This is a genomic window from Streptomyces sp. NPDC048415 (assembly GCF_040651675.1).
In the GTDB taxonomy this organism is placed as follows: domain Bacteria; phylum Actinomycetota; class Actinomycetes; order Streptomycetales; family Streptomycetaceae; genus Streptomyces.
In genome coordinates this window covers 28,360-46,667 of sequence record NZ_JBEZKJ010000066.1, presented here as the reverse complement: position 1 = coordinate 46,667, position 18,308 = coordinate 28,360, and the positions used below count along the sequence as shown (strand labels likewise).

The 18,308-nt window shown below is 69.2% G+C and carries 18 protein-coding genes and 1 tRNA gene; 5 read left to right on the top strand and 14 right to left on the bottom strand.

Annotated elements, in window-relative coordinates:
- Positions 1-265 precede the first annotated feature (265 nt).
- The 5 genes from AB0D27_RS32270 to AB0D27_RS32250 form a co-directional block, all read right to left on the bottom strand.
- On the bottom strand, positions 266-613 hold the full coding sequence (locus AB0D27_RS32270; RefSeq protein WP_362515812.1) for a hypothetical protein: 348 nt from the start codon (positions 611-613) through the stop codon (positions 266-268).
- 106 nt (positions 614-719) lie between these two features.
- Positions 720-1,007, bottom strand: coding sequence for a hypothetical protein (locus AB0D27_RS32265; RefSeq protein ID WP_362515811.1), 288 nt, complete (start codon positions 1,005-1,007; stop codon positions 720-722).
- 117 nt (positions 1,008-1,124) lie between these two features.
- A complete protein-coding gene (locus AB0D27_RS32260) occupies positions 1,125-1,415 on the bottom strand; it encodes a hypothetical protein (protein WP_362515810.1) in 291 nt (96 codons plus the stop codon).
- 402 nt (positions 1,416-1,817) lie between these two features.
- Entirely contained in the window at positions 1,818-2,186 is a 369-nt protein-coding gene (locus AB0D27_RS32255; protein ID WP_362515808.1) for a hypothetical protein, read from the bottom strand.
- A 560-nt stretch (positions 2,187-2,746) separates the two neighbouring features.
- Positions 2,747-2,989 (bottom strand): hypothetical protein, encoded by a 243-nt coding sequence (locus AB0D27_RS32250; RefSeq protein WP_362515806.1) that lies wholly within the window; start codon positions 2,987-2,989, stop codon positions 2,747-2,749.
- A 689-nt stretch (positions 2,990-3,678) separates the two neighbouring features.
- Here AB0D27_RS32250 and AB0D27_RS32245 point away from each other — a divergent pair.
- The gene (locus AB0D27_RS32245; protein WP_362515805.1) at positions 3,679-5,103 is read left to right on the top strand and encodes a condensation domain-containing protein; all 1,425 of its coding nucleotides are present in this window, start codon (positions 3,679-3,681) and stop codon (positions 5,101-5,103) included.
- A gap of 343 nt (positions 5,104-5,446) precedes the next feature.
- Here AB0D27_RS32245 and AB0D27_RS32240 read toward each other — a convergent pair.
- Positions 5,447-5,520: transfer RNA gene (locus AB0D27_RS32240), tRNA-Thr, on the bottom strand.
- Between the two features lie 215 nt (positions 5,521-5,735).
- Between AB0D27_RS32240 and ugpC the strand changes: the two genes are divergently transcribed.
- The 3 genes from ugpC to AB0D27_RS32225 all read left to right on the top strand — a co-directional run bounded on the left by ugpC (position 5,736) and on the right by AB0D27_RS32225 (position 8,450).
- Positions 5,736-6,872, top strand: a complete 1,137-nt coding sequence (gene ugpC, locus AB0D27_RS32235) for a sn-glycerol-3-phosphate ABC transporter ATP-binding protein UgpC (RefSeq protein WP_362515803.1) — start codon at positions 5,736-5,738, stop codon at positions 6,870-6,872.
- 253 nt (positions 6,873-7,125) lie between these two features.
- Complete coding sequence (locus tag AB0D27_RS32230; RefSeq protein WP_362515802.1) at positions 7,126-7,575, top strand: hypothetical protein; 450 nt, start codon at positions 7,126-7,128, stop codon at positions 7,573-7,575.
- A 143-nt stretch (positions 7,576-7,718) separates the two neighbouring features.
- On the top strand, positions 7,719-8,450 hold the full coding sequence (locus tag AB0D27_RS32225; protein WP_362515800.1) for a nucleotidyltransferase family protein: 732 nt from the start codon (positions 7,719-7,721) through the stop codon (positions 8,448-8,450).
- Between the two features lie 120 nt (positions 8,451-8,570).
- On the opposite strand, the gene AB0D27_RS32220 is transcribed toward AB0D27_RS32225, so the two are convergent.
- The 6 genes from AB0D27_RS32220 to AB0D27_RS32195 all read right to left on the bottom strand — a co-directional run bounded on the left by AB0D27_RS32220 (position 8,571) and on the right by AB0D27_RS32195 (position 14,906).
- A complete protein-coding gene (locus tag AB0D27_RS32220) occupies positions 8,571-10,205 on the bottom strand; it encodes a DoxX family membrane protein (RefSeq protein WP_362515799.1) in 1,635 nt (544 codons plus the stop codon).
- A 117-nt stretch (positions 10,206-10,322) separates the two neighbouring features.
- Positions 10,323-11,264 carry a 23S rRNA (guanosine(2251)-2'-O)-methyltransferase RlmB gene (gene rlmB, locus AB0D27_RS32215; RefSeq protein WP_362515798.1) on the bottom strand — a complete coding sequence of 314 codons (942 nt, stop codon included), beginning with the start codon at positions 11,262-11,264 and terminating at the stop codon, positions 10,323-10,325.
- Positions 11,265-11,361: 97 nt separating this feature from the next.
- Entirely contained in the window at positions 11,362-12,762 is a 1,401-nt protein-coding gene (gene cysS, locus AB0D27_RS32210; protein ID WP_362515796.1) for a cysteine--tRNA ligase, read from the bottom strand.
- Between the two features lie 166 nt (positions 12,763-12,928).
- A complete protein-coding gene (gene ispF / locus AB0D27_RS32205; RefSeq protein WP_362515795.1) occupies positions 12,929-13,429 on the bottom strand; it encodes a 2-C-methyl-D-erythritol 2,4-cyclodiphosphate synthase in 501 nt (166 codons plus the stop codon).
- Complete coding sequence (ispD, locus tag AB0D27_RS32200) at positions 13,419-14,171, bottom strand: 2-C-methyl-D-erythritol 4-phosphate cytidylyltransferase (protein ID WP_362515793.1); 753 nt, start codon at positions 14,169-14,171, stop codon at positions 13,419-13,421. Before ispD ends, ispF begins: the two co-directional genes overlap by 11 nt.
- A 252-nt stretch (positions 14,172-14,423) precedes the next feature.
- Positions 14,424-14,906 (bottom strand): CarD family transcriptional regulator, encoded by a 483-nt coding sequence (locus tag AB0D27_RS32195; protein ID WP_003953493.1) that lies wholly within the window; start codon positions 14,904-14,906, stop codon positions 14,424-14,426.
- 622 nt (positions 14,907-15,528) lie between these two features.
- Between AB0D27_RS32195 and AB0D27_RS32190 the strand changes: the two genes are divergently transcribed.
- Entirely contained in the window at positions 15,529-16,182 is a 654-nt protein-coding gene (locus AB0D27_RS32190; protein WP_362515791.1) for a DUF461 domain-containing protein, read from the top strand.
- Between the two features lie 72 nt (positions 16,183-16,254).
- Here the strand turns inward: AB0D27_RS32190 and AB0D27_RS32185 are convergent, their stop codons facing one another.
- Together AB0D27_RS32185 and AB0D27_RS32180 are read right to left on the bottom strand one after the other, a co-directional pair.
- Positions 16,255-16,935 (bottom strand): response regulator transcription factor, encoded by a 681-nt coding sequence (locus AB0D27_RS32185; RefSeq protein WP_007382946.1) that lies wholly within the window; start codon positions 16,933-16,935, stop codon positions 16,255-16,257.
- The gene (locus AB0D27_RS32180) at positions 16,932-18,209 is read right to left on the bottom strand and encodes an ATP-binding protein (protein ID WP_362515789.1); all 1,278 of its coding nucleotides are present in this window, start codon (positions 18,207-18,209) and stop codon (positions 16,932-16,934) included. The genes AB0D27_RS32185 and AB0D27_RS32180 overlap by 4 nt, the downstream gene beginning before the upstream one ends.
- Between the last annotated feature and the right edge of the window lie 99 nt (positions 18,210-18,308).

Here is an 18,308-nt window from a genome sequence, read left to right as displayed (position 1 = left end):
ACCCCCGTGGCCACCGCGGGCGCACACCACACCTCTCGGGGCTCGCGCCCGGGCGGCCACACCAGCGCTTTGGGCAATATTTACCACACACCCCCCCTCGGGCCCCCGCCCCCCGGCCGGGGCACCGAGGCTTTTATGTCACCGGAAATCCCTGTCCCAACCGTCGAGGTACGGGATAGCTCCTCAGGCCACGGTCGACCGCCGCCCCAGAAAGCCGAAATGCCGGATCGGGAGCGATCCCGGTCCGGCATTCGCCGATCTCACCTCAGAACTCGAAGTGAGGCCGCTTGAAGCCCTTGGGCAGCTGCACCTTGTTGGAGCAGTCCACAACCGGCCCGACCTTCGTGGTCCCCGTGTTCAGCAGGTTTTCGTCGGGCCCCACCAAGCGCGGCCGGTCGATCGTCTCGCAGTCCTGCGTCTGTTTGACGACGAACCTGCCGTCCTCGTCGATATGGACGGTCTCGCTCTTGCGAACGCAGGTGGTTTCACCCAGGGCGGAGCTCTTGCACTCGCCCGGAGGTTGATCGGCGTACGCCTGCGCGGCGCCGACGTAGATCACGGCGAGACTTCCGAGAAGCCCCGAGACGGTTGCGATCTTCTGCCGACTGAACATGTGCTGCGCTCCTTTGCGATCGAGGCCCGGGCGCCGGTGCCGTTGATCGGCGTGCGCCCGAGCCTTGGAGAAGGTCGAAATACGGAACCCGGCGCCTGACGGTCCTTCAGCCGCGTCCCGCCACGGCATTGCTGCAGCCCGGACGCGCACCCTGGTGGGTTTGCTGCGCGTCCGGGCTGTCGTTGCCATCGAGGGTGTGGTCCAGCACACCGTTGAGCAGCCCGAGCTGGTCCAGGACCTGGACGTTCAGATCGTGCGACTTGCATACGGTGCATACGGTGTTCTGACGGATGTCGATGCGCCTGTCGTGGCACTCCGGGGCGATGTGCGACGCGATGGTCCGCGAGGCGACCGGTTGCTGGGCCGACCAGGGTGCGGGCCGCGGCGCGACCACATGCGAAACCGTCTATGGGGCCAACTGCGGCGCGGAGTACGTAGCCACCCACCCCGCGACCGCTGCGGCTACGACCGCGGCCCGCTGAAACTTGCGCATCGAGCCCTCGGCGCTTCTTTACTTGGAGCCGTAGGGAGCGGAGTACTGACCGTAGCCGTTCGTGGGCGCAGAGTAGCCGTTCGTCGGCGCGGCGTGACCGCTCTCCGGCGCGGAGTACGGACCCGCCTGCGGGCCGGAGTGCGGCTGAGCGTACGGGGCGCCCCAGTTGGCCACGGCGTAGGCCTGCGAGGAAGCCACCGCGGTGGCCTGCGGGCCGTCGTAGCCGCCGGCGAAGCTGACGCCGACGCCGAGGGTGGACAGCCCCGCGACCGCTGCGGCTACGACCGCGGCCCGCTGAAACTTGCGCATAGTTTGACCCTTTCTTAGCTGGGCGTGAAGCCCTGGCTTGACTACTTAATGTGAGCATATGCGCACGAAACGTAGTCATTTGGGACCTTGGACCCTTCTATGCGCCGTGTCGGCTTATGGCGAGGCGCCCTTCCATCCGCCCCTCCACGGACTTGAAGGGGGATGAGGAAGCTGGTGATGCGGGCGGTCGTGCGCTCACCGTTCTTCTCTGAAACGACGCTTCCCCGAGGCCGAGTCACGGGTAGGGACGGCCGGTCACCCGTTTGCCCGCCGACGCACGCGGGCTGCGCGACCGTGCGGTCGCGCAGACGCGGAAGCAGCGGACGGCCGACCCAGGTCACCCCGGTCCGGCCATCCGCTGCTTGAAAGGTGAGGGAGGTATCGGAAGGTTCCACCCAAGGCTCAGCCCAGCAGGCCGGCCAGCTCCAGAGGACCCTTGTCACTGTCGTCACTGTTGTCGGGTCCCGGCGTGGCGTTGGGGGCGCAGGTCACCTCGGGCCCGATCCGCGTGCTCCCATTGTTCACAACGGGGAGAACGGGCAACGACAAGGGCTTCGTCGGCACGCAGCTCTGTGCCTGGCGGAAGGCGAACCCTTCACCACCGTCGCGCATGTCGCCGACGATCCGTTGGACGCAGGTGACGTTGCCCTGAGCGTCGACAGTGCAGGTGCCCGGGCCTCCCGCGGCATACGCCAGGGTGGCGCCGGTACAGGTCACGGCGAGGCCGCCGAGAAGCGCCGAGACGGCCGCGATCTTCTTCCTACTGAACATGTGTGCGTTTCCTTTGTGAGGGGGGCGCCCGGGCGCCGCGCACCGGCCGCGCCGGGCCCTGGGGATGTCGGAGAGACGGGCTCCGGCGTCCGACCCATGTCCGCAACGTTCGGGTCCGGTTCGCTTACGAAGTGAAGGGCTGACCTGCTGCAGGCACTGCTGCCGCAGTCCACGCCCGAGCCGATCGGTTGCGGCCTGAGCGCCCGCCGGACCCTCGCCCGCTGAGCGCATTGCCCAGCACACCGTTGAGCGGCCGGATCGCGCCGACGGCTTCGAGGTTCAGGTCGTGCGACTCACAGGTGCCGCTTCGCAGGGTCTTGAGGTAGTCGCCGCCCGTACCTCCGTCGGCGTGGGGGGTACCGGCTCCTCATGGCTACGGCAAGCCAGTCCGAAGCGTCCGCACCCGCTCATCGACGCGCCGGATTTCAGAGCCCTGGCGAACGCATGCGGGCCAGAGGAGCGGCCTCGCGCACCGGGCAGCCGCACGTGAACGGGGCCCCTTCGGGGGATGCCCCCGAAGGGGCTCGCGGACGGCGTCGCGCACGATTACGCCGCCGACCTCAGCCAGTGAAGGCGTTGTTGAACTGGCCGCAGGTGGTGTCGAAGGTCTCGGAGAGACCGAGCACGCCGATCGGGATGTCGTTCTCGGCCACCGTCTGCGGACTGCACTCCTGGTAGGGGCGGTAGTGCTCGGACACCGTCGGCCCACCGTCGTGGGCGTAGGCGGTACCGGCGCCGGCACCGATAGCGGACAGACCGCCGGCCGCCACCGCTGCGATCATGGCCTGCTGAAACTTACGCATGGAACCCTCGGTCCTTCATCGCCTGTACTTCGAGGCTGATTGCCTACTGTGACTGAACGGACACTAGCAGTAACGATCTGGGGTATTCCACACTGGTGGATATCCCGTGTCCAAGCGGGACATGGGTGCATGCGGCCCAACTCATCCGCGCTACGCCCCCCGGCCAGTGCGGGCCGACGTCGACACGGGTCGTCGCCTGGCGATCAATGGCAAATGGGTGACGGGAATTTGGGATCCCGTGACCGGCCCGCAGGAAATTTCGTTGCCAGCCGGGAAAGGGCAGCGACCATGAATCGGAGAGAGGGGCAACGGGATCCGCTGTCGGCTCCGGCGTGAAGTCCGCATGACAGCCCAGGATTACCCGGCCGCTCCTCGACGTGCGCCCCGAGAACCTCAACTCCGGGAGCAGTGAGGTCCGTTGGAAGTACGGCTCCTTCTCCGCGAGCGAGAAGCAGTCCCTCGGTCTGGACTCGAAGAATTCCGCGCCCTCGAGCGCGACCGGCTCGTGGGATGAAACGCCTGGGTTTACGCCACCGGATGCCCGGCGGACCGATTGGCTCACATCCGCCGATCACTCAATCCACTCAAAAGTGGGAACACATCATGTTCCGGGTGGTTCCGTTAGCGGTCGCGGCATTCCCTTGATCGGGTCCGCCCGATCCGGGCTCCAACTGCGAACGGAGACGCCCGTGCGAATCACCGACATCCAGCGTTGCGAGGTCCGGGCCGGACGGCTCGTCGAGTGGGCGCTCAGTCCGGCGACCGTCACGGCGGCGGCGGGGCTTCCGGAGGACCCCCGGCCGCCGGCGTACGTCCAGGAGTCGCACATCAGGACCGCCCGCTCCGTGCGGGAGGACGGTCTGTTCGTGCCGACCTGGCTCGGTACCGCATTCGACATCCCGGGCAGGGTCGACCTCGACGCACTGCAGGACGCGCTGCGCAGCTGGACGCTCCGGCACGAGACGCTGCGCAGCGGCTTCCGCTGGGACGGCGACGAGATGCGCCGGTTCACGTGCGACACCGAGGCCGTGTCACTCCACCGAGAGGTGGTCGGCGACTTCCCCGACGCGGCGCGACTCGTCCAGCACCTCCAGGACCGCTTCGACGCCGCCGCGAACGCGCTGGGCTGGCCCAACTTCCTCTACACGGCGGTCATCAGGGACGACGGCACCAGCGTGTACATGGCCTTCGACCACAGCAACGTCGACGCATACTCCATCCAGCGCATCCCCGCCGAGATCCACGAGCTCTACGCGGCAGCCGTCGAGGGCCGTCCCGTGGAGGAGTCGCCGGTCGGCAGTTACGTCGACTTCTGCGAGATCGAGCGGGCGGACGCGGACCGGATCGACGACACCCACGCGATCGTCGGCCGCTGGCGGGAGTTCGTCCAGCGGTGCAACGGGAAGCTGCCCAACTTCCCCGTCGAACTCGGTCTGGAGCCCGGCGGCGCCCTGCCCACGCAGAAGCTCATGCGCGAGATGCTCGTCGACGCGGACGCCGCCGCGGCGTTCGAGTCGTACTGCCGACCCTTCGGTGGCAGCCTCGTCGGTGTCCTGGCCGCCACCAGCCTCATCGTCCACGAGATCGGCGGGCAGCCCGTCTACCGCGCCGTCGTGCCGTTCCACACCCGGGTGAAGTCCAAGTGGTCCGACTCGGTGGGCTGGTACGTCGGCGGCGCGCCCATCGAGGTCTCCATCGACCAGGCACCCGATTTCCCCGGCGCCCTGGCAACCGTGCGCGCCGAGCTGCAGGCCAACAGGTCGCTGGCACGCATGCCCCTCGCCCGAGTACTGCGCCTGCTCGGCTCTGACTTCCGCCCGAACTCGCCCGACCTGTACTCGATCGTCTCGTACGTCGACGCGCGAGGCATCCCCGGGTCGGAGCGCTGGGCCGAGCGGGCGGCTTACGGACTCGTCCGGGTGTCCTATGGCGACCAGGTGTGCATCTGGCTCAACCGACTCCACGAGGGCCTGTGGTTCACCTGCCGCTACCCCGAGACCGACGTCGCGTACAAGAACATGCGGCTGTACGTCGAGCGGTTGCGGGACGTCATCCTCACAGTGGCCCGCGAGCAACGCGCCCGCGAACTCGCACCGCACGATCTTGCCGGGTGAACGATCCGCAAACACCCCACATGTCGGCCACCGCCGACACGAGCAGCGGGCCCCGTCCCGACTCGCCCCCGACCGCGCCGTCGGGGGCGCTGCGGGGCGTATCGAGGGCGGCGAACCACGGGGTGGTGTCCCAGGCGGTGGAGTGCTGGTAAGTGCTGTGGCCGGGAATCCAGGGTCTCCACCGACGCGGGGCGAACGGAGACGATGCTGACGTTGGCCTGGCCTGGCGCGGGCAGTGCGGCGCTCGCCGCATCCGCCCCGCCGGTGAGGGTAGGAGGCGGACGCGGCCACTGACGCCGCGCCCAGGGCACAGCCCCGCCGCACCCACGTCTCCTATGCGTCGAGCCCCCTGTCGGATTCGAACCGACGACCTTCGCTTTACAAGAGCGGCGCTCTGACCAGCTGAGCTAAGGAGGCCTGCACGCGCGCGTGCCGCGTACGTGCCCGTGCAGTGTACCCACGTCCCAGCCTGGGCCTGTCGAAAATTTCCGCGAAGTTCACAGGGCCCCAGGTACTGACAGACTGAGTTAACGCCAGGTACCGTCCTGACCCAGTTCACCCTTGTGGACTACACCACCACCTTTACAACGGATCGTCCGGCACGTTCCTGCCGGTGAAGGGGGCCCCTCACCATGGCCACTGTCTCGTTCAACAAGGCGACCCGCATCTACCCGGGTGGCGACAAGCCCGCCGTCGACCAGCTCGAGCTGGACGTCGCGGACGGCGAGTTCCTCGTCCTCGTCGGTCCCTCCGGCTGCGGAAAGTCCACCTCCCTGCGCATGCTCGCGGGTCTCGAGGACGTCAACGCCGGCTCGATCCACATCGGTGACCGCGACGTCACCCACCTGCCGCCCAAGGACCGGGACATCGCCATGGTGTTCCAGAACTACGCGCTCTACCCGCACATGACGGTCGCCGACAACATGGGCTTCGCGCTCAAGATCGCCGGTGTCCCGAAGGCGGAGATCCGCCAGAAGGTCGAGGACGCGGCGAAGATCCTCGACCTCACCGAGTACCTCGGACGCAAGCCGAAGGCCCTCTCCGGCGGTCAGCGCCAGCGTGTCGCCATGGGTCGCGCCATCGTGCGTGAGCCCCAGGTCTTCCTCATGGACGAGCCGCTGTCGAACCTCGACGCCAAGCTCCGCGTCTCCACCCGTACGCAGATCGCCTCGCTGCAGCGCCGCCTCGGCATCACCACCGTCTACGTCACCCACGACCAGGTCGAGGCCATGACCATGGGCGACCGTGTGGCCGTGCTCAAGGACGGTCTGCTCCAGCAGGTCGACTCGCCCAGGAACATGTACGACCGGCCCGCGAACCTCTTCGTCGCCGGGTTCATCGGCTCCCCGGCCATGAACCTGGTCGAGGTCCCGATCACCGACGGCGGCGTGAAGTTCGGCAACAGCGTCGTCCCGGTCAACCGCGAGGCCCTCAAGGCCGCCGCCGACAAGGGCGACCGCACGGTCACCGTCGGTGTCCGCCCGGAGCACTTCGACATCGTGGAGCACAACGGCGACGCGGCCAAGTCGCTGTCGAAGGACAGCGAGGACGCCCCGGCCGGCCTCGCCGTCTCGGTGAACGTCGTCGAGGAGCTCGGCGCCGACGGTTACGTCTACGGCAGCGCCAAGGTCGACGACAAGCTCACCGACCTGGTCGTCCGCGTCAGTGGCCGCGCGGTCCCGGACAAGGGCGCCACGCTGCACGTCGTGCCGCGTCCGGGCGAGACCCACGTGTTCTCGACCTCGACGGGCGAGCGCCTCTCCGACTGAGGACCTGCCCGAGGACCGGTTTTGCGTTCCGGCCCGACGGGTTCGACACCTCGTAGCGGGTGAATTCACCCAAGTTGACGAAGAGGGCCCCGCAGCCTGCTGCGGGGCCCTCTTCGTTGTCGACAAATACCCCGGCAGAAGGGGCATTTCGATACGCGCACGTCAACGCCCTACCCAGAAATTGGAGGCTTCCTATCCCCCAAACAGGTGACTAAATGTCGCCAAATCATCACCCCGCGCTACCCTCATTCGCGTGAAGCACTCCACCACTAACCAACGGACCCGGCGTGGCCGTGGCCCCGCCCGCCGGATCGGCCGCACCCTCGCCCTCGTTCTGCCTGTCGTCCTGGTGCTCTCCGGGACCCTCGCGGTCACCCGAGTCAACTGGTCGGGGAATCCCTCGAACTCGGTGCTCACCGCGTCGTCCGAAGACGTCTCCACACGAGCCGTCTCCCGCGCCCCGCAGGACGTCCTGCGCGACAGACTCCTTCTGGAACTCCAGGAGAAGAACCCGAGCGTCGCCCTCACCCATCTCCAGGAGGCGGTGAACGGCCGCCCATCGCTCGCGAAGCACTGTGTGTCCATCGCCCGCGCCCTCGGCCGCGCCGCGGTCCGCGCCTACGGCCCCGCACGCGCCCAGTCCTTCGCCCGCCCCGTCTGCGACACGTCGTTCGCGTCGGGAGTCGCGGCCACGCATTACTGAGACCGAGCCCGACGCGTCCGAGCCCGAGCCTGACGGCCCGGAATGAGCTGCCGAAACAGCTCATTCCGGGCCGTCAGGTAACGGCTGATTAAGGAACGGTTGCCGCCAGAAGCCGCGAGCGGGGCGCCACGTACAGTTCGGTCATGACCGATCCGAACGCCGCGTCGCGCCCCGTTCAAGCCGTTGTCCTGGCCGGTGGCCAGGGATCCCGGCTGCGCCCCTACACCGACGACCGGCCCAAGCCGATGGTCGAGATCCCCGGCACCGGGACCCCGATCATCGGCCACCAGCTGACCTGGCTCGCCGAAGAGGGCGTGACCGACGTCGTCGTCTCCTGCGGCCATCTCGCCGAGGTCCTCCAGAAGTGGCTGGAGTCGGCCGACCTGCCGGTCAATGTCACGACGGTCGTCGAGACGGAGCCCCTCGGCCGCGGCGGCGGCCTCAAGTACGCCGCCGCGCACCTCCCGCACCCCGACAAGCCGTGGTACGCGACGAACGGCGACATCTGGACCCGTTTCTCACTGCGCGACATGGCCGACTTCCACACCGAGCGCGACGCGGCCGCGACCCTGGCCCTCGCCCGCCCCCGCATCCCGTGGGGCGCCGTCCAGACGGACGGCTTCGGCCACATCACCGACTTCATCGAGGCCCCGCCGACCACGTACGAGATCAACGCAGGCGTGTACGTCTTCTCCCCCGAGTTCGCCTCCCTGCTCCCCGAGCGCGGCGACCACGAGCGCACCACGTTCCCCCGCCTGGCCCGCGAACGCCGCCTGGCCGGCTTCCCGATCCCCCAGGGCGCCTACTGGCGCGCCATCGACACGGCGAAGGACCTCACAGAGGCCGCGAAGGAACTGGCGGCCCTGGGCCGCTGAAAAAGCTGAGCCCCTCCGGCGTTCGAGGAGCGGGGATCTGGGGGCGGAGCCCCCAGGCATGGGACAGGTGGGGGCGGAGGGGGCGAGAAACCGCCCACACCTCCGCCCCCACCAAGGCCGTCACCCGAGAAGGCCCCCCACCAGCCCCGGCTGCCCGGAGGACCCACCGCTGCCGGAACCACCGGTGGAACTCCCGCCGGACGAACCCCCACTGGACGTCGGCCCCGCGCTGGAGCTCGGCGCCTGGTTCACCGGCGACGACTGCTGCGGCGGAGCCTGACCGGCGCCCTGCGTCTGACTGGGGCCACTGCTCACCGGCCCGCTCTCACGGACCGCCCCCGGCGTCGTAGCCGCGCCGGATGGTGCGGAGGAGCTTCGATGCGTGGGCTCCCCGGAGGCCGACGGAGAGGCCTTTTGATGCCGCTCGCCGGGCGTCTCGGGCAGCGGCGAGCCGGGCAGTTCGTTGCGCGGCGCCTCACCGGGCCCCGGCACGACGACCCGGTCGGCGTCACGGACCGCGCCCCCGAGCAGCGAGCCGACGAGCAGCGTGAGCCCGACGACGATGGCCGAGACCAGCGCGCCCCGGCGCAGCACACGTCCGCGCAGCTCCCAGATCTCGGCGCGCGGACCGAGCGTGCGCCAGGCCTCGCCGGCGAGGCGTCCGTCGACGGAGTAGACGGGAGCGCCCGCGATGATCAGCGGGGACCAGGCGGCGAGGTAGATGATGTCCGGCGCGTCGTAGGCGGGCACCGTCTTCCAGCTCACGGTGACGATGAGCGCGGCCGACAGCATCGCGCCGACGACGGCGGCGACCCGCTGCCACAACCCGAGCACCGTGAGCACGCCCACGATGACCTGGAAGAAGGCGATGACGAGTCCGGCGCCGACGGGGTGCTGGAGCGCGAACTGCCGCAGCGGCTCGGCGACTTCCCAGGGGTGCAGCGTGTTGAGCCACTTGACCATGGAGCCGCGCTTGCCGCCGTCGAAGTAGACGGGGTCGCAGAGCTTGCCCATGCCTGCGTAGATGGAGATGAACCCGAGGAAGACGCGCAGCGGGAGCAGCACGACGCCGAGGTTCATGCGGCGGCCGGGGTAGTAGGCGTGCCGGACCGGGTCGGCGCCCTGCTGCTTGGCGGGTGCGTCGCCGTCCGCGTCGAGGTCCTCCTCCGGCAGCTCCTCGAACTCCCCGTCCACGTAGGACGATTCGTCGTACGAGCTGCCCACACTGCGCATGTGCGGCAGCAGCCGGGTTCCGGCGGAGTCGTAGGTGCGCTGGCTGCCGACGAGAGGCGTCTCGACCGTGTCCATGGTCATGGCGCCTTCGTAGTCGCGCTGTTCGTCGATGCGCGGGATGACCTGGGTCGCGCCGACGTCGGCGGCCGGGTCGGCGGAGCCGTGGCGCAGGCTCGTACTCCGTACGGCCTGCAGCAGCCGGTGCGCGCCGGTGTCGTCCGGTGCGGACTTCCCGCTCCAGACGACGGGGGCGCGACGGCGGTTCCCGGCGGCCGCGCCCGCTCCGCCCGCCGGAACGGCGGCGGGGATGCGCGCGGCGTCGTAGGCGGAGCTCAAGTGCCGTGAGATGCGCGGGTTTTGACTCCGCGGCGCGGCGCCTAGCTGCACGCGGAAGCTCGCATGATTGACGATGACCTGCGCCGGATCGCTCGGCACCTTCACCATGCTCAGCGCGGGAGCGTCGTCGTATCCCGACGAGCGGTCCCCCGTGGGTGTGCGGGGTGTTCTGGTGTCCACACTCATCTAACCGAGTGACGTGTGTTTAGGACACTGCTTTGACTGCGCCGATCTGTCCGGACCGCGTCAAGGTCATCCCGAACGTCCCGATTGCCCCACGGGGGTGAGTGCGCGGACGCTTGTTCAGGCGCGTCGCCGCGACGCCTCGTAGAGCACGACTCCCGCCGCCACACCGGCGTTCAGCGACTCCGCGCCACCGGGCATCGGAATCCGCACCCGGAAGTCGCAGGTCTCGCCGACGAGTCGGGAGAGCCCCTTGCCCTCGCTGCCGACGACGATGACGACGGGGCCGCCGAGGGCCTCCAGGTCACCGACCTCGGTCTCACCGTCGGCGGCGAGGCCGACCACGACGAGGCCCGCCTTCTTGTACGCCTCCAGGGCGCGCGTCAGATTGGAGGCGCGGGCGACGGGTGTACGTGCCGCGGCGCCGGCGGACGTCTTCCAGGCACCGGCGGTCATCCCGGCCGCGCGCCGCTCGGGCACGACGACACCGTGACCGCCGAAGGCGGAGACGGAGCGGACGACGGCGCCCAGGTTGCGGGGGTCGGTCACACCGTCGAGGGCGACGATCAGCGGGTCGGCGCCCTCGTCGTACGCGGCGGCGGCGAGGTCCTCCGGGTGCGCGTACTCGTACGGCGGGACCTGGAGGACGAGACCCTGGTGGTTGAGTCCGTTGGTCATCCGGTCCAGCTCGGGACGCGGGGCCTCCATGAGGTGAATGCCGCCGCGCTCAGCCACGAGCTGCAGCGCTTCCCGGACCCGCTCGTCGTTGTCGATGAACTGCTGGACGTAGAGCGTGACCGCGGGCACGCCCTCGCGCAGCGCCTCGACGACGGGGTTGCGCCCGACGACCATCTCCGACGTGCCCTTGCCGCCACGCCCGCGCGGCGCGGGACGGCGCACGGCCTGCTTGGCCTTGGCGCCGGCGATGCGGTTCTTCTTGTGCCCCTTGCGCGCCTCGGCGGGCGGGGTCGGGCCCTTGCCTTCGAGGCCCCGGCGTCGCTGGCCGCCACTGCCGACCTGCGCGCCCTTCTTGCCGGACATGCGGCGGTTGTTAGCGGCCATGACCTACCTGTCTCTGCTCATTGGAAAGCGTGAAGCGTACGTGTGTGTGTTTACGAGTGTGCCGCCCGGAGGCCGGAGCGGCACATTCTCGAGGTGTCTAGCGCGGCCCGAGCGTCCAGCGCGGACCCTGCGGGCTGTCCTCGATGACGAGGCCCGACTGGTTGAGCTGGTCGCGGATGGCGTCCGCGGTCGCCCAGTCCTTACGGGCGCGCGCCGCCTCACGCTGCTGGAGCACGAGGCGTACGAGGGTGTCGACGACGCCGTGGAGATCCTCCCCGCGCTCGCCCTCACCGGCCCAGTGCGGGTCGAGCGGGTCGAGCCCGAGGACGCCGAGCATGGCCCGGACCTCGGCGAGGCGGGCGACGGCGGCTTCCTTGTCGTCGGCGGCCAGGGCGGAGTTCCCCTGTCGCACGGTCGTGTGCACGATGGCGAGCGCCTGCGGGACGCCCAGGTCGTCGTCCATGGCCTCGGCGAAGGCGGGCGGCACCTCGGCCGCGGGCTCGACGACGCCCCCCGCCTTCTCGACGACCCGCTGTACGAAGCCCTCGATGCGCGCGAACGCCGACTCGGCCTCGCGCAGGGCCTCTTCGCTGTACTCGATCATCGAGCGGTAGTGCGGAGTACCGAGGTAGTACCGAAGAACAATGGGCCGCCACTGCTTGACCATCTCGCTCACGAGCACCGAATTCCCGAGGGACTTCGACATCTTCTCGCCGCTCATGGTGACCCATGCGTTGTGCACCCAGTAGTGGGCGAACTCGTCGCCGAAGGCCTTGGCCTGGGCGATCTCGTTCTCGTGGTGCGGGAAGATCAGGTCGAGTCCGCCGCCGTGGATGTCGAACGCGCTGCCCAGGTACTTGTGCGCCATGGCGGAGCATTCGAGATGCCAGCCGGGGCGCCCGCGTCCCCACGGCGTCTCCCAGCTCGGCTCCCCCGGCTTGGCGGCCTTCCACATCGCGAAGTCGCGCGGGTCCCGCTTGCCGGTCTCGCCGACTCCGGAGGGCTGCTGGAGGTTGTCCAGTTCCTGGTTGGACAGCTGGAGGTAGCCGTCGTACGAGCGCACGTCGAAGTAGACGTTCCCGTCCGCCTCGTACGCGTGACCGCGCTCGATGAGCCCCCGCATCATCTCGACCATTTCGGTGATGTGCCCGGTGGCGCGCGGTTCGTACGTGACCGGCAGGCAGCCGAGCACGTCGTAACCGTCGTTGAAGGCGCGCTCGTTCTCGTAGCCGATGGACCACCAAGGGCGGCCCTGGTCCGCGGACTTGGCGATGATCTTGTCGTCGATGTCCGTGACATTCCTGATGAACGTCACGTCATAGCCGCGGTGCTCGAACCAGCGCCGCATGATGTCGAAGTTGAGGCCCGAGCGGATATGACCGATGTGCGGTGCGGCCTGCACGGTGGCGCCACAGAGGTAGATCGAGACACAACCCGGCACGAGCGGGGTGAAGTCACGGATCTGCCGGGCGCTGGTGTCGTACAGGCGAATAGTCACCACTCCAGGGTAGTGGCCCCTGGCTAGTGCCCCGGGACCCTCCGACTCAAGGGCACGTATTCGTGACCTGGTTTCAGCCCGTCCGGCGTTCGAGGACGAGCGCCAGACGCGATAAGGGGTACCCGGGGCGGAGCCCTCAGGTAGGAGCGGAGGGGGCGCAAAGCCCTCAGTCCTCAGCCCGCCGCACCACCAGCGCCGTAGCGACCGCCATCAGCCCCTCGTCCCGGCCCGGAAACCCGAGACCATCGGTCGTGGCGCCGGACACCGACACCGGCGCCCCCACCGCGTCCGACAGAATCTTCTGCGCCTCGTCCCGCCGCTTGCCGATCTTCGGCCGGGGCCCGACGACCTGCACCGCGACGTTCCCGATGACGAACCCGGCGCCGCGCACGATCCGCGCGGCCTCCCTCAACAGCGCCACCCCCGACGCCCCGGCCCACTCGGGCCGCCCCGTCCCGAAGTGGGCACCGAGGTCCCCCAGCCCCGCCGCAGAGAAGAGCGCGTTGCACGCGGCGTGCGCGACGACGTCCGCGTCGGAGTGCCCGGCGAGCCCGGGACCCTCCTCCTCCCACAGCAGACCGGCGCACCACAGCTCCCGCCCGTCCTCGAAGGCGTGGATGTCGGTGCCGATCCCGACCTGGGGCAGCAAGGGCACCTCAGAACCCATCGTTCAGCCTCCGCCGCGCGAGAACCGCCTCCGCGAGCAGGAGGTCCAGCGGCCGCGTCACCTTGAACGCCTCCTCGTGCCCGGGCACCACCACCACCCGCAGGCCCAGCTGCTCGACCATGCTGGCGTCGTCGGTCACGTTGTCGGTGACGGCCTCGTGGGCCCGTACGAGCGTCTCGCGGTCGAACCCCTGCGGCGTCTGCACGGCGCGCAGCCGCGCCCGCTCGGGCGTGGCGACGACGGGCTCGGGCGTCCCGGGCGAGGTGGCGGGCTCGACCTCCTTGACGGTGTCGGTGAGCGGCAGCGCCGGTACGACAGCGACGGCGCCGTCCCGTACGGCCTCGATGACGGCGTCCACGGTGTCGACCGGGACAAGCGGCCGGGCCGCGTCGTGCACGAGGACGATGTCGATGCCGGGCGGCAGCGCGTCGAGCCCGTACTTGACGGACTCCTGGCGGCTGTCCCCGCCGGGAACGACCAGGAAGTCGGTCCGCTCGGGAAGCGCGTGCGTGTCGAGCAGCGCCTTCACCTCGGCGGCACCGTCGGGCGGGGCCACGACGACGACCAGGGAGACGGCGCGGGAGGCGGCCATCGCTAGGACGGCGTGGATGAGCATCGGCGTGCCGTTCAGCGCGCGAAGCGCCTTGGGGGCGCCCGGGCCGAGGCGCACGCCCCGGCCGGCCGCCGGAATCACGGCCGCCGTACGAGCCCCCGAAGGTGTAGGGCGCGAATCGTCAGACATCGGTTCCTGTCAGGTTTGTGTGCTCGGCCGGGATGGGTATGGCCTGGGAGTGCCGGGCGCGACGGCTTGACCGGACCCTTCCGTGACGCCGGTCGAGCCAGCTGCCCGGGCCCGGCACGCCAAGTATCAGGGGATCATTCTCCGGCGTACGGCATGGAGATACGAACATGCCGCAGCGCCCGGCGACAGAAAATATGTCATCGGGCACCGCGGCATTTCAATGTGCTGAGCAGAGCGGTCTGGCTGCCTGCGTCAGGACGCAAGGACCTCGTCGAGCAGGGCCTCGGCCTTGTCCTCGTTCGTGTTCTCCGCGAGGGCGAGTTCGCTCACCAGGATCTGGCGGGCCTTGGCGAGCATGCGCTTCTCACCGGCGGAGAGTCCACGCTCGCGCTCACGACGCCACAGGTCACGCACGACTTCCGCGACCTTGATGACATCGCCGGAGGCGAGCTTCTCCAGATTTGCTTTGTAACGACGCGACCAGTTCGTGGGCTCCTCGGCGTACGGCGCGCGCAGCACCTCGAAGACCCGGTCCAGCCCGTCCTGACCGACCACATCACGCACGCCGACGAACTCCGCATTGTCCGCTGGCACACGCACCGTCAGGTCGCCCTGGGCGACCTTCAGCACCAAGTAGGTCTTGTCCACGCCTTTGATCTGGCGAGTTTCGATGGCCTCGATCAGCGCGGCCCCGTGATGGGGATAGACCACGGTGTCGCCAACCTTGAACGTCATGTGACAGGTACCCCTTCCGTGGCTATCCAGGGTAACACGGATACGGCGTGTTCTGAATGGCGTTTTCGCAGGTCAGGGCATATCTCGGGGCTTGACAATCGCAACAGGAACGTGCTGCGAGGGGCGAGCGGAAGAGGGTATTCGCAGGTCGGAGCCGCTGTCCAGGGGAAGTGAAACGCGCACGTTACAGACAACAGAAGCCCCTGACCAGCGTCCGAACGTACCGGTTTGTCCGGCTCCAGGAGTGCGACTTCCGCTACTCCGTTCGGTGACCGGAGTCGAGTACGAGACGAATCCGGAATTGATCACGGCGGCCGTTCTCGCGCCGAAGATCAGTTTTCCGGATCCCCATCCATTCCTTACGTGAAAACCGCAAGCCGATGCCAGGGGTACTTATGTGAATGGCGGACGAGTACGCCCTCAAAGTAGCCGACGAGCCCGCCGGGCGAGGTGCGACAGACGGAGCGCGGACCCGGCGCAATGGAGCCCGTGGGTGCCTAGAGGCGGGTCGGGTGCGGCGGCGTGGGAACGGCTCGGTAACCTAAGGCCGCTGACAGACCCTTAGGGAGGCTTTACACGTGAGTCGCCCTGCTTCGCCCACGTTCAAGGAGTTGCCGCCGCCGTGAGCAGCAGCCTTCGACGCGGCGCTCTCGCCGCCGCCGCCATCGCGTTCTCGATCGCCTCGCTCGCCGCGTGCGGCGCCGGCTCCGACGCAGAGACCCTGGAGGTCAAGCCGGACAACGCGGCGGTCACCGTCGGCGTCATCAAGATCCAGAACGCCACCATCATCACCCAGCCCGACCTGCAGTCGACGGGCCCGGCCGTGATCTCCGCGACCGTGTTCAACAACGGGACCACCGCCCAGACACTGGACCGAATCACCGTGGCCGGCAAGACCGCGACGATCAAGCCCGCCAAGGGTTCGGGCAAGCTGACCATCCCGGCCGGCGGCTCCGTCGTCCTCGGCGGCAAGAACAACGCCTCCGCGGTCCTGGCCAGCAGCCGGGAGGCCGTCAAGGACGGCAACGTCCAGAAGGTCACGTTCAGCTTCAGCAAGACCGGCGACGTGAGCCTGAGCGCCTTCGTCGTCCCGGCAGAGAGCTACTTCTCCACGTGGGGCCCGAGCGACATCCCGACGCCGGGCGCGTCGTCCTCCGCGACCACTACGCCGTCCGGGTCCGCCTCGAGCACGCCCACGGGTGCCGCGTCGTCGAGCGCGACGGCCACGGGCACGGCGACAGCGACGGCCACGGCGACGGCCTCCGCCGGTCAGTGACGTAGATCCGTACGACGAAGGGCGGGACCCCTCAGGGGGTGCCGCCCTTCGTCGTACGTACGCGGGTGCGGTTTACGGCTCGAACTTGTAGCCGAGGCCGCGCACCGTCACCAGATAGCGGGGCGCGCCCGGGTCCGGCTCGATCTTGGCCCGCAGGCGCTTGACGTGGACGTCGAGCGTCTTGGTGTCGCCCACGTAGTCGGCGCCCCAGACCCGGTCGATGAGCTGCATGCGGGTCAGGACGCGGCCGGCGTTGCGCAGCAACATCTCCAGCAGATCGAACTCCTTCAGCGGGAGGTCGACCTTGGAGCCGGAGACGGTGACCACGTGGCGGTCGACGTCCATGCGGACGGGCCCGGCCTCGAGGGCGGCCGGAGTGACCTCCTCGGGCTCCCCGCGGCGGCGCAGGACGGCCCGGATACGGGCGACCAGCTCGCGGGAGGAGAAGGGCTTGGTGACGTAGTCGTCGGCTCCTATTTCGAGGCCCACGACCTTGTCGATCTCGCTGTCCTTGGCGGTCACCATGATCACCGGGACGTTGGAGCGTCCGCGCAGCTGGCGGCAGACTTCCGTGCCGGGCAGCCCCGGCAGCATCAGGTCGAGGAGGACGAGGTCGGCGCCGTTGCGCTCGAACTCGTCGAGTCCGTCGGGGCCGGTGGCCGCGATGGCGACCTCGAAGCCCTCCTTGCGGAGCATGTACGACAGGGCGTCGGAGAAGGACTCCTCGTCCTCGACGACGAGCACACGGGTCACGGAAGGACCTCCGGGGCAGGAAGCGGTTCGTACGGGGATGTGACGGTGGTCGTCCCGTCGGGCTGTCCGGTCTCGTCCTCATCGTCGAGTCCGGGCATGTGGTGATCGGTGACGCGGTCGCGGGCCGCGCCCGCCTCCGGCAGCCGCAGGGTGAAGGTGGAGCCCTGACCCTCGGAGCTCCACACCGTGACCTCACCGCCGTGCGAGGCGGCCACGTGCTTGACGATCGCGAGCCCGAGGCCCGTACCGCCGGTCTGGCGGGAACGGGCCGGGTCGACGCGGTAGAAGCGCTCGAAGACGCGCTCCCGGTCCTTCTCCGAGATGCCGATGCCCTGGTCGGTCACGGCGATCTCGATGAGGTCTCCGCCGGGCGCGGTCACCCGGCGCGCGGCTATGCCCACGCGGGTGCGCGCGGGCGAGTAGTTGACGGCGTTCTCGACGAGGTTGCCGAGGGCCGCGGCCAGCTGGCCGCGGTTGCCCCAGATGCTGAGGTCCGCGGTGCCACCGGCGGCCATGGTGATCTGCTTGGTGCCGGCCTGGTGGCGGCACCGGTCGATGGCCTCGGCGACGAGTTCGTCGGCGCGCACGGGCTCCGCGTCCTCGAGCGGATCGTCGTTCTGCACCCTGGAGAGGTCGATGAGCTCCTGTACGAGGTTGGTGAGCCGGGTGGCCTCTATCTGCATGCGGCCCGCGAAGCGTTCGACGGCCTCCGGGTCGTCCGAGGCGTCCATGACAGCCTCGGAGAGCAGGGAGAGCGCGCCGACAGGCGTCTTCAGCTCGTGGCTCACATTGGCGACGAAGTCACGTCGTACGGCCTCGATGCGGCGCGCTTCCGTGAGGTCCTCCACCAGGAGGAGCACGAGCCGGGAGCCGAGCGGCGCGACACGCGCGGAGACGGCCAGGGCTTCGCCCCTTCCCGTCCCCCGCCTCGGCAGATCCAGCTCCACCTGGCGTATCTCCCCGTCCCGACGGGTGTCACGCGCCATCTGGAGCATCGGTTCGACGGCCAGCTTGCCGCCGCGCACCAGCCCGAGGGCGTACGCGGCCGAGCTGGCCTTGACCACGGCGTCCGCCTCGTCGAGCACGACGGCCGAGGAGCGCAGCACCGACAGCACGGTGTCCACACCGGGCGGAAGCACCGCTTCCGTGTGCAGAGAAGTGCGGGTGGGGCGTTTCTGGTCGCGCTCGCTCCAGCGGAACGCCAGCATGGCGATGACACCGGTGAGCACTCCGGCGATCGCTGCCGCTGCGGCGACCGCCGCGTTCACGTCCATGCATCCAGGTTAGGCATGTCGTCACCGCTGGCCACAGCCATCCGAGTGCGACCTCGAACACTCGTCGCCCAGAGTTCACCTAGGAGCTAGGGATGGTTC

Coding starts and splice junctions, on each gene's coding strand:
- AB0D27_RS32270 (WP_362515812.1), bottom strand. CDS start 613: ATGTTCAGTCGGCAGAAGATCGCAACCGTCTCGGGGCTTCTCGGAAGT.
- AB0D27_RS32260 (WP_362515810.1), bottom strand. CDS start 1,415: ATGCGCAAGTTTCAGCGGGCCGCGGTCGTAGCCGCAGCGGTCGCGGGG.
- AB0D27_RS32255 (WP_362515808.1), bottom strand. CDS start 2,186: ATGTTCAGTAGGAAGAAGATCGCGGCCGTCTCGGCGCTTCTCGGCGGC.
- AB0D27_RS32250 (WP_362515806.1), bottom strand. CDS start 2,989: ATGCGTAAGTTTCAGCAGGCCATGATCGCAGCGGTGGCGGCCGGCGGT.
- ugpC (WP_362515803.1), top strand. CDS start 5,736: ATGGCCACTGTCTCGTTCAACAAGGCGACCCGCATCTACCCGGGTGGC.
- AB0D27_RS32225 (WP_362515800.1), top strand. CDS start 7,719: ATGACCGATCCGAACGCCGCGTCGCGCCCCGTTCAAGCCGTTGTCCTG.
- AB0D27_RS32220 (WP_362515799.1), bottom strand. CDS start 10,205: ATGAGTGTGGACACCAGAACACCCCGCACACCCACGGGGGACCGCTCG.
- rlmB (WP_362515798.1), bottom strand. CDS start 11,264: ATGGCCGCTAACAACCGCCGCATGTCCGGCAAGAAGGGCGCGCAGGTC.
- ispF (WP_362515795.1), bottom strand. CDS start 13,429: ATGGGTTCTGAGGTGCCCTTGCTGCCCCAGGTCGGGATCGGCACCGAC.
- ispD (WP_362515793.1), bottom strand. CDS start 14,171: ATGTCTGACGATTCGCGCCCTACACCTTCGGGGGCTCGTACGGCGGCC.
- AB0D27_RS32195 (WP_003953493.1), bottom strand. CDS start 14,906: ATGACGTTCAAGGTTGGCGACACCGTGGTCTATCCCCATCACGGGGCC.
- AB0D27_RS32180 (WP_362515789.1), bottom strand. CDS start 18,209: ATGGACGTGAACGCGGCGGTCGCCGCAGCGGCAGCGATCGCCGGAGTG.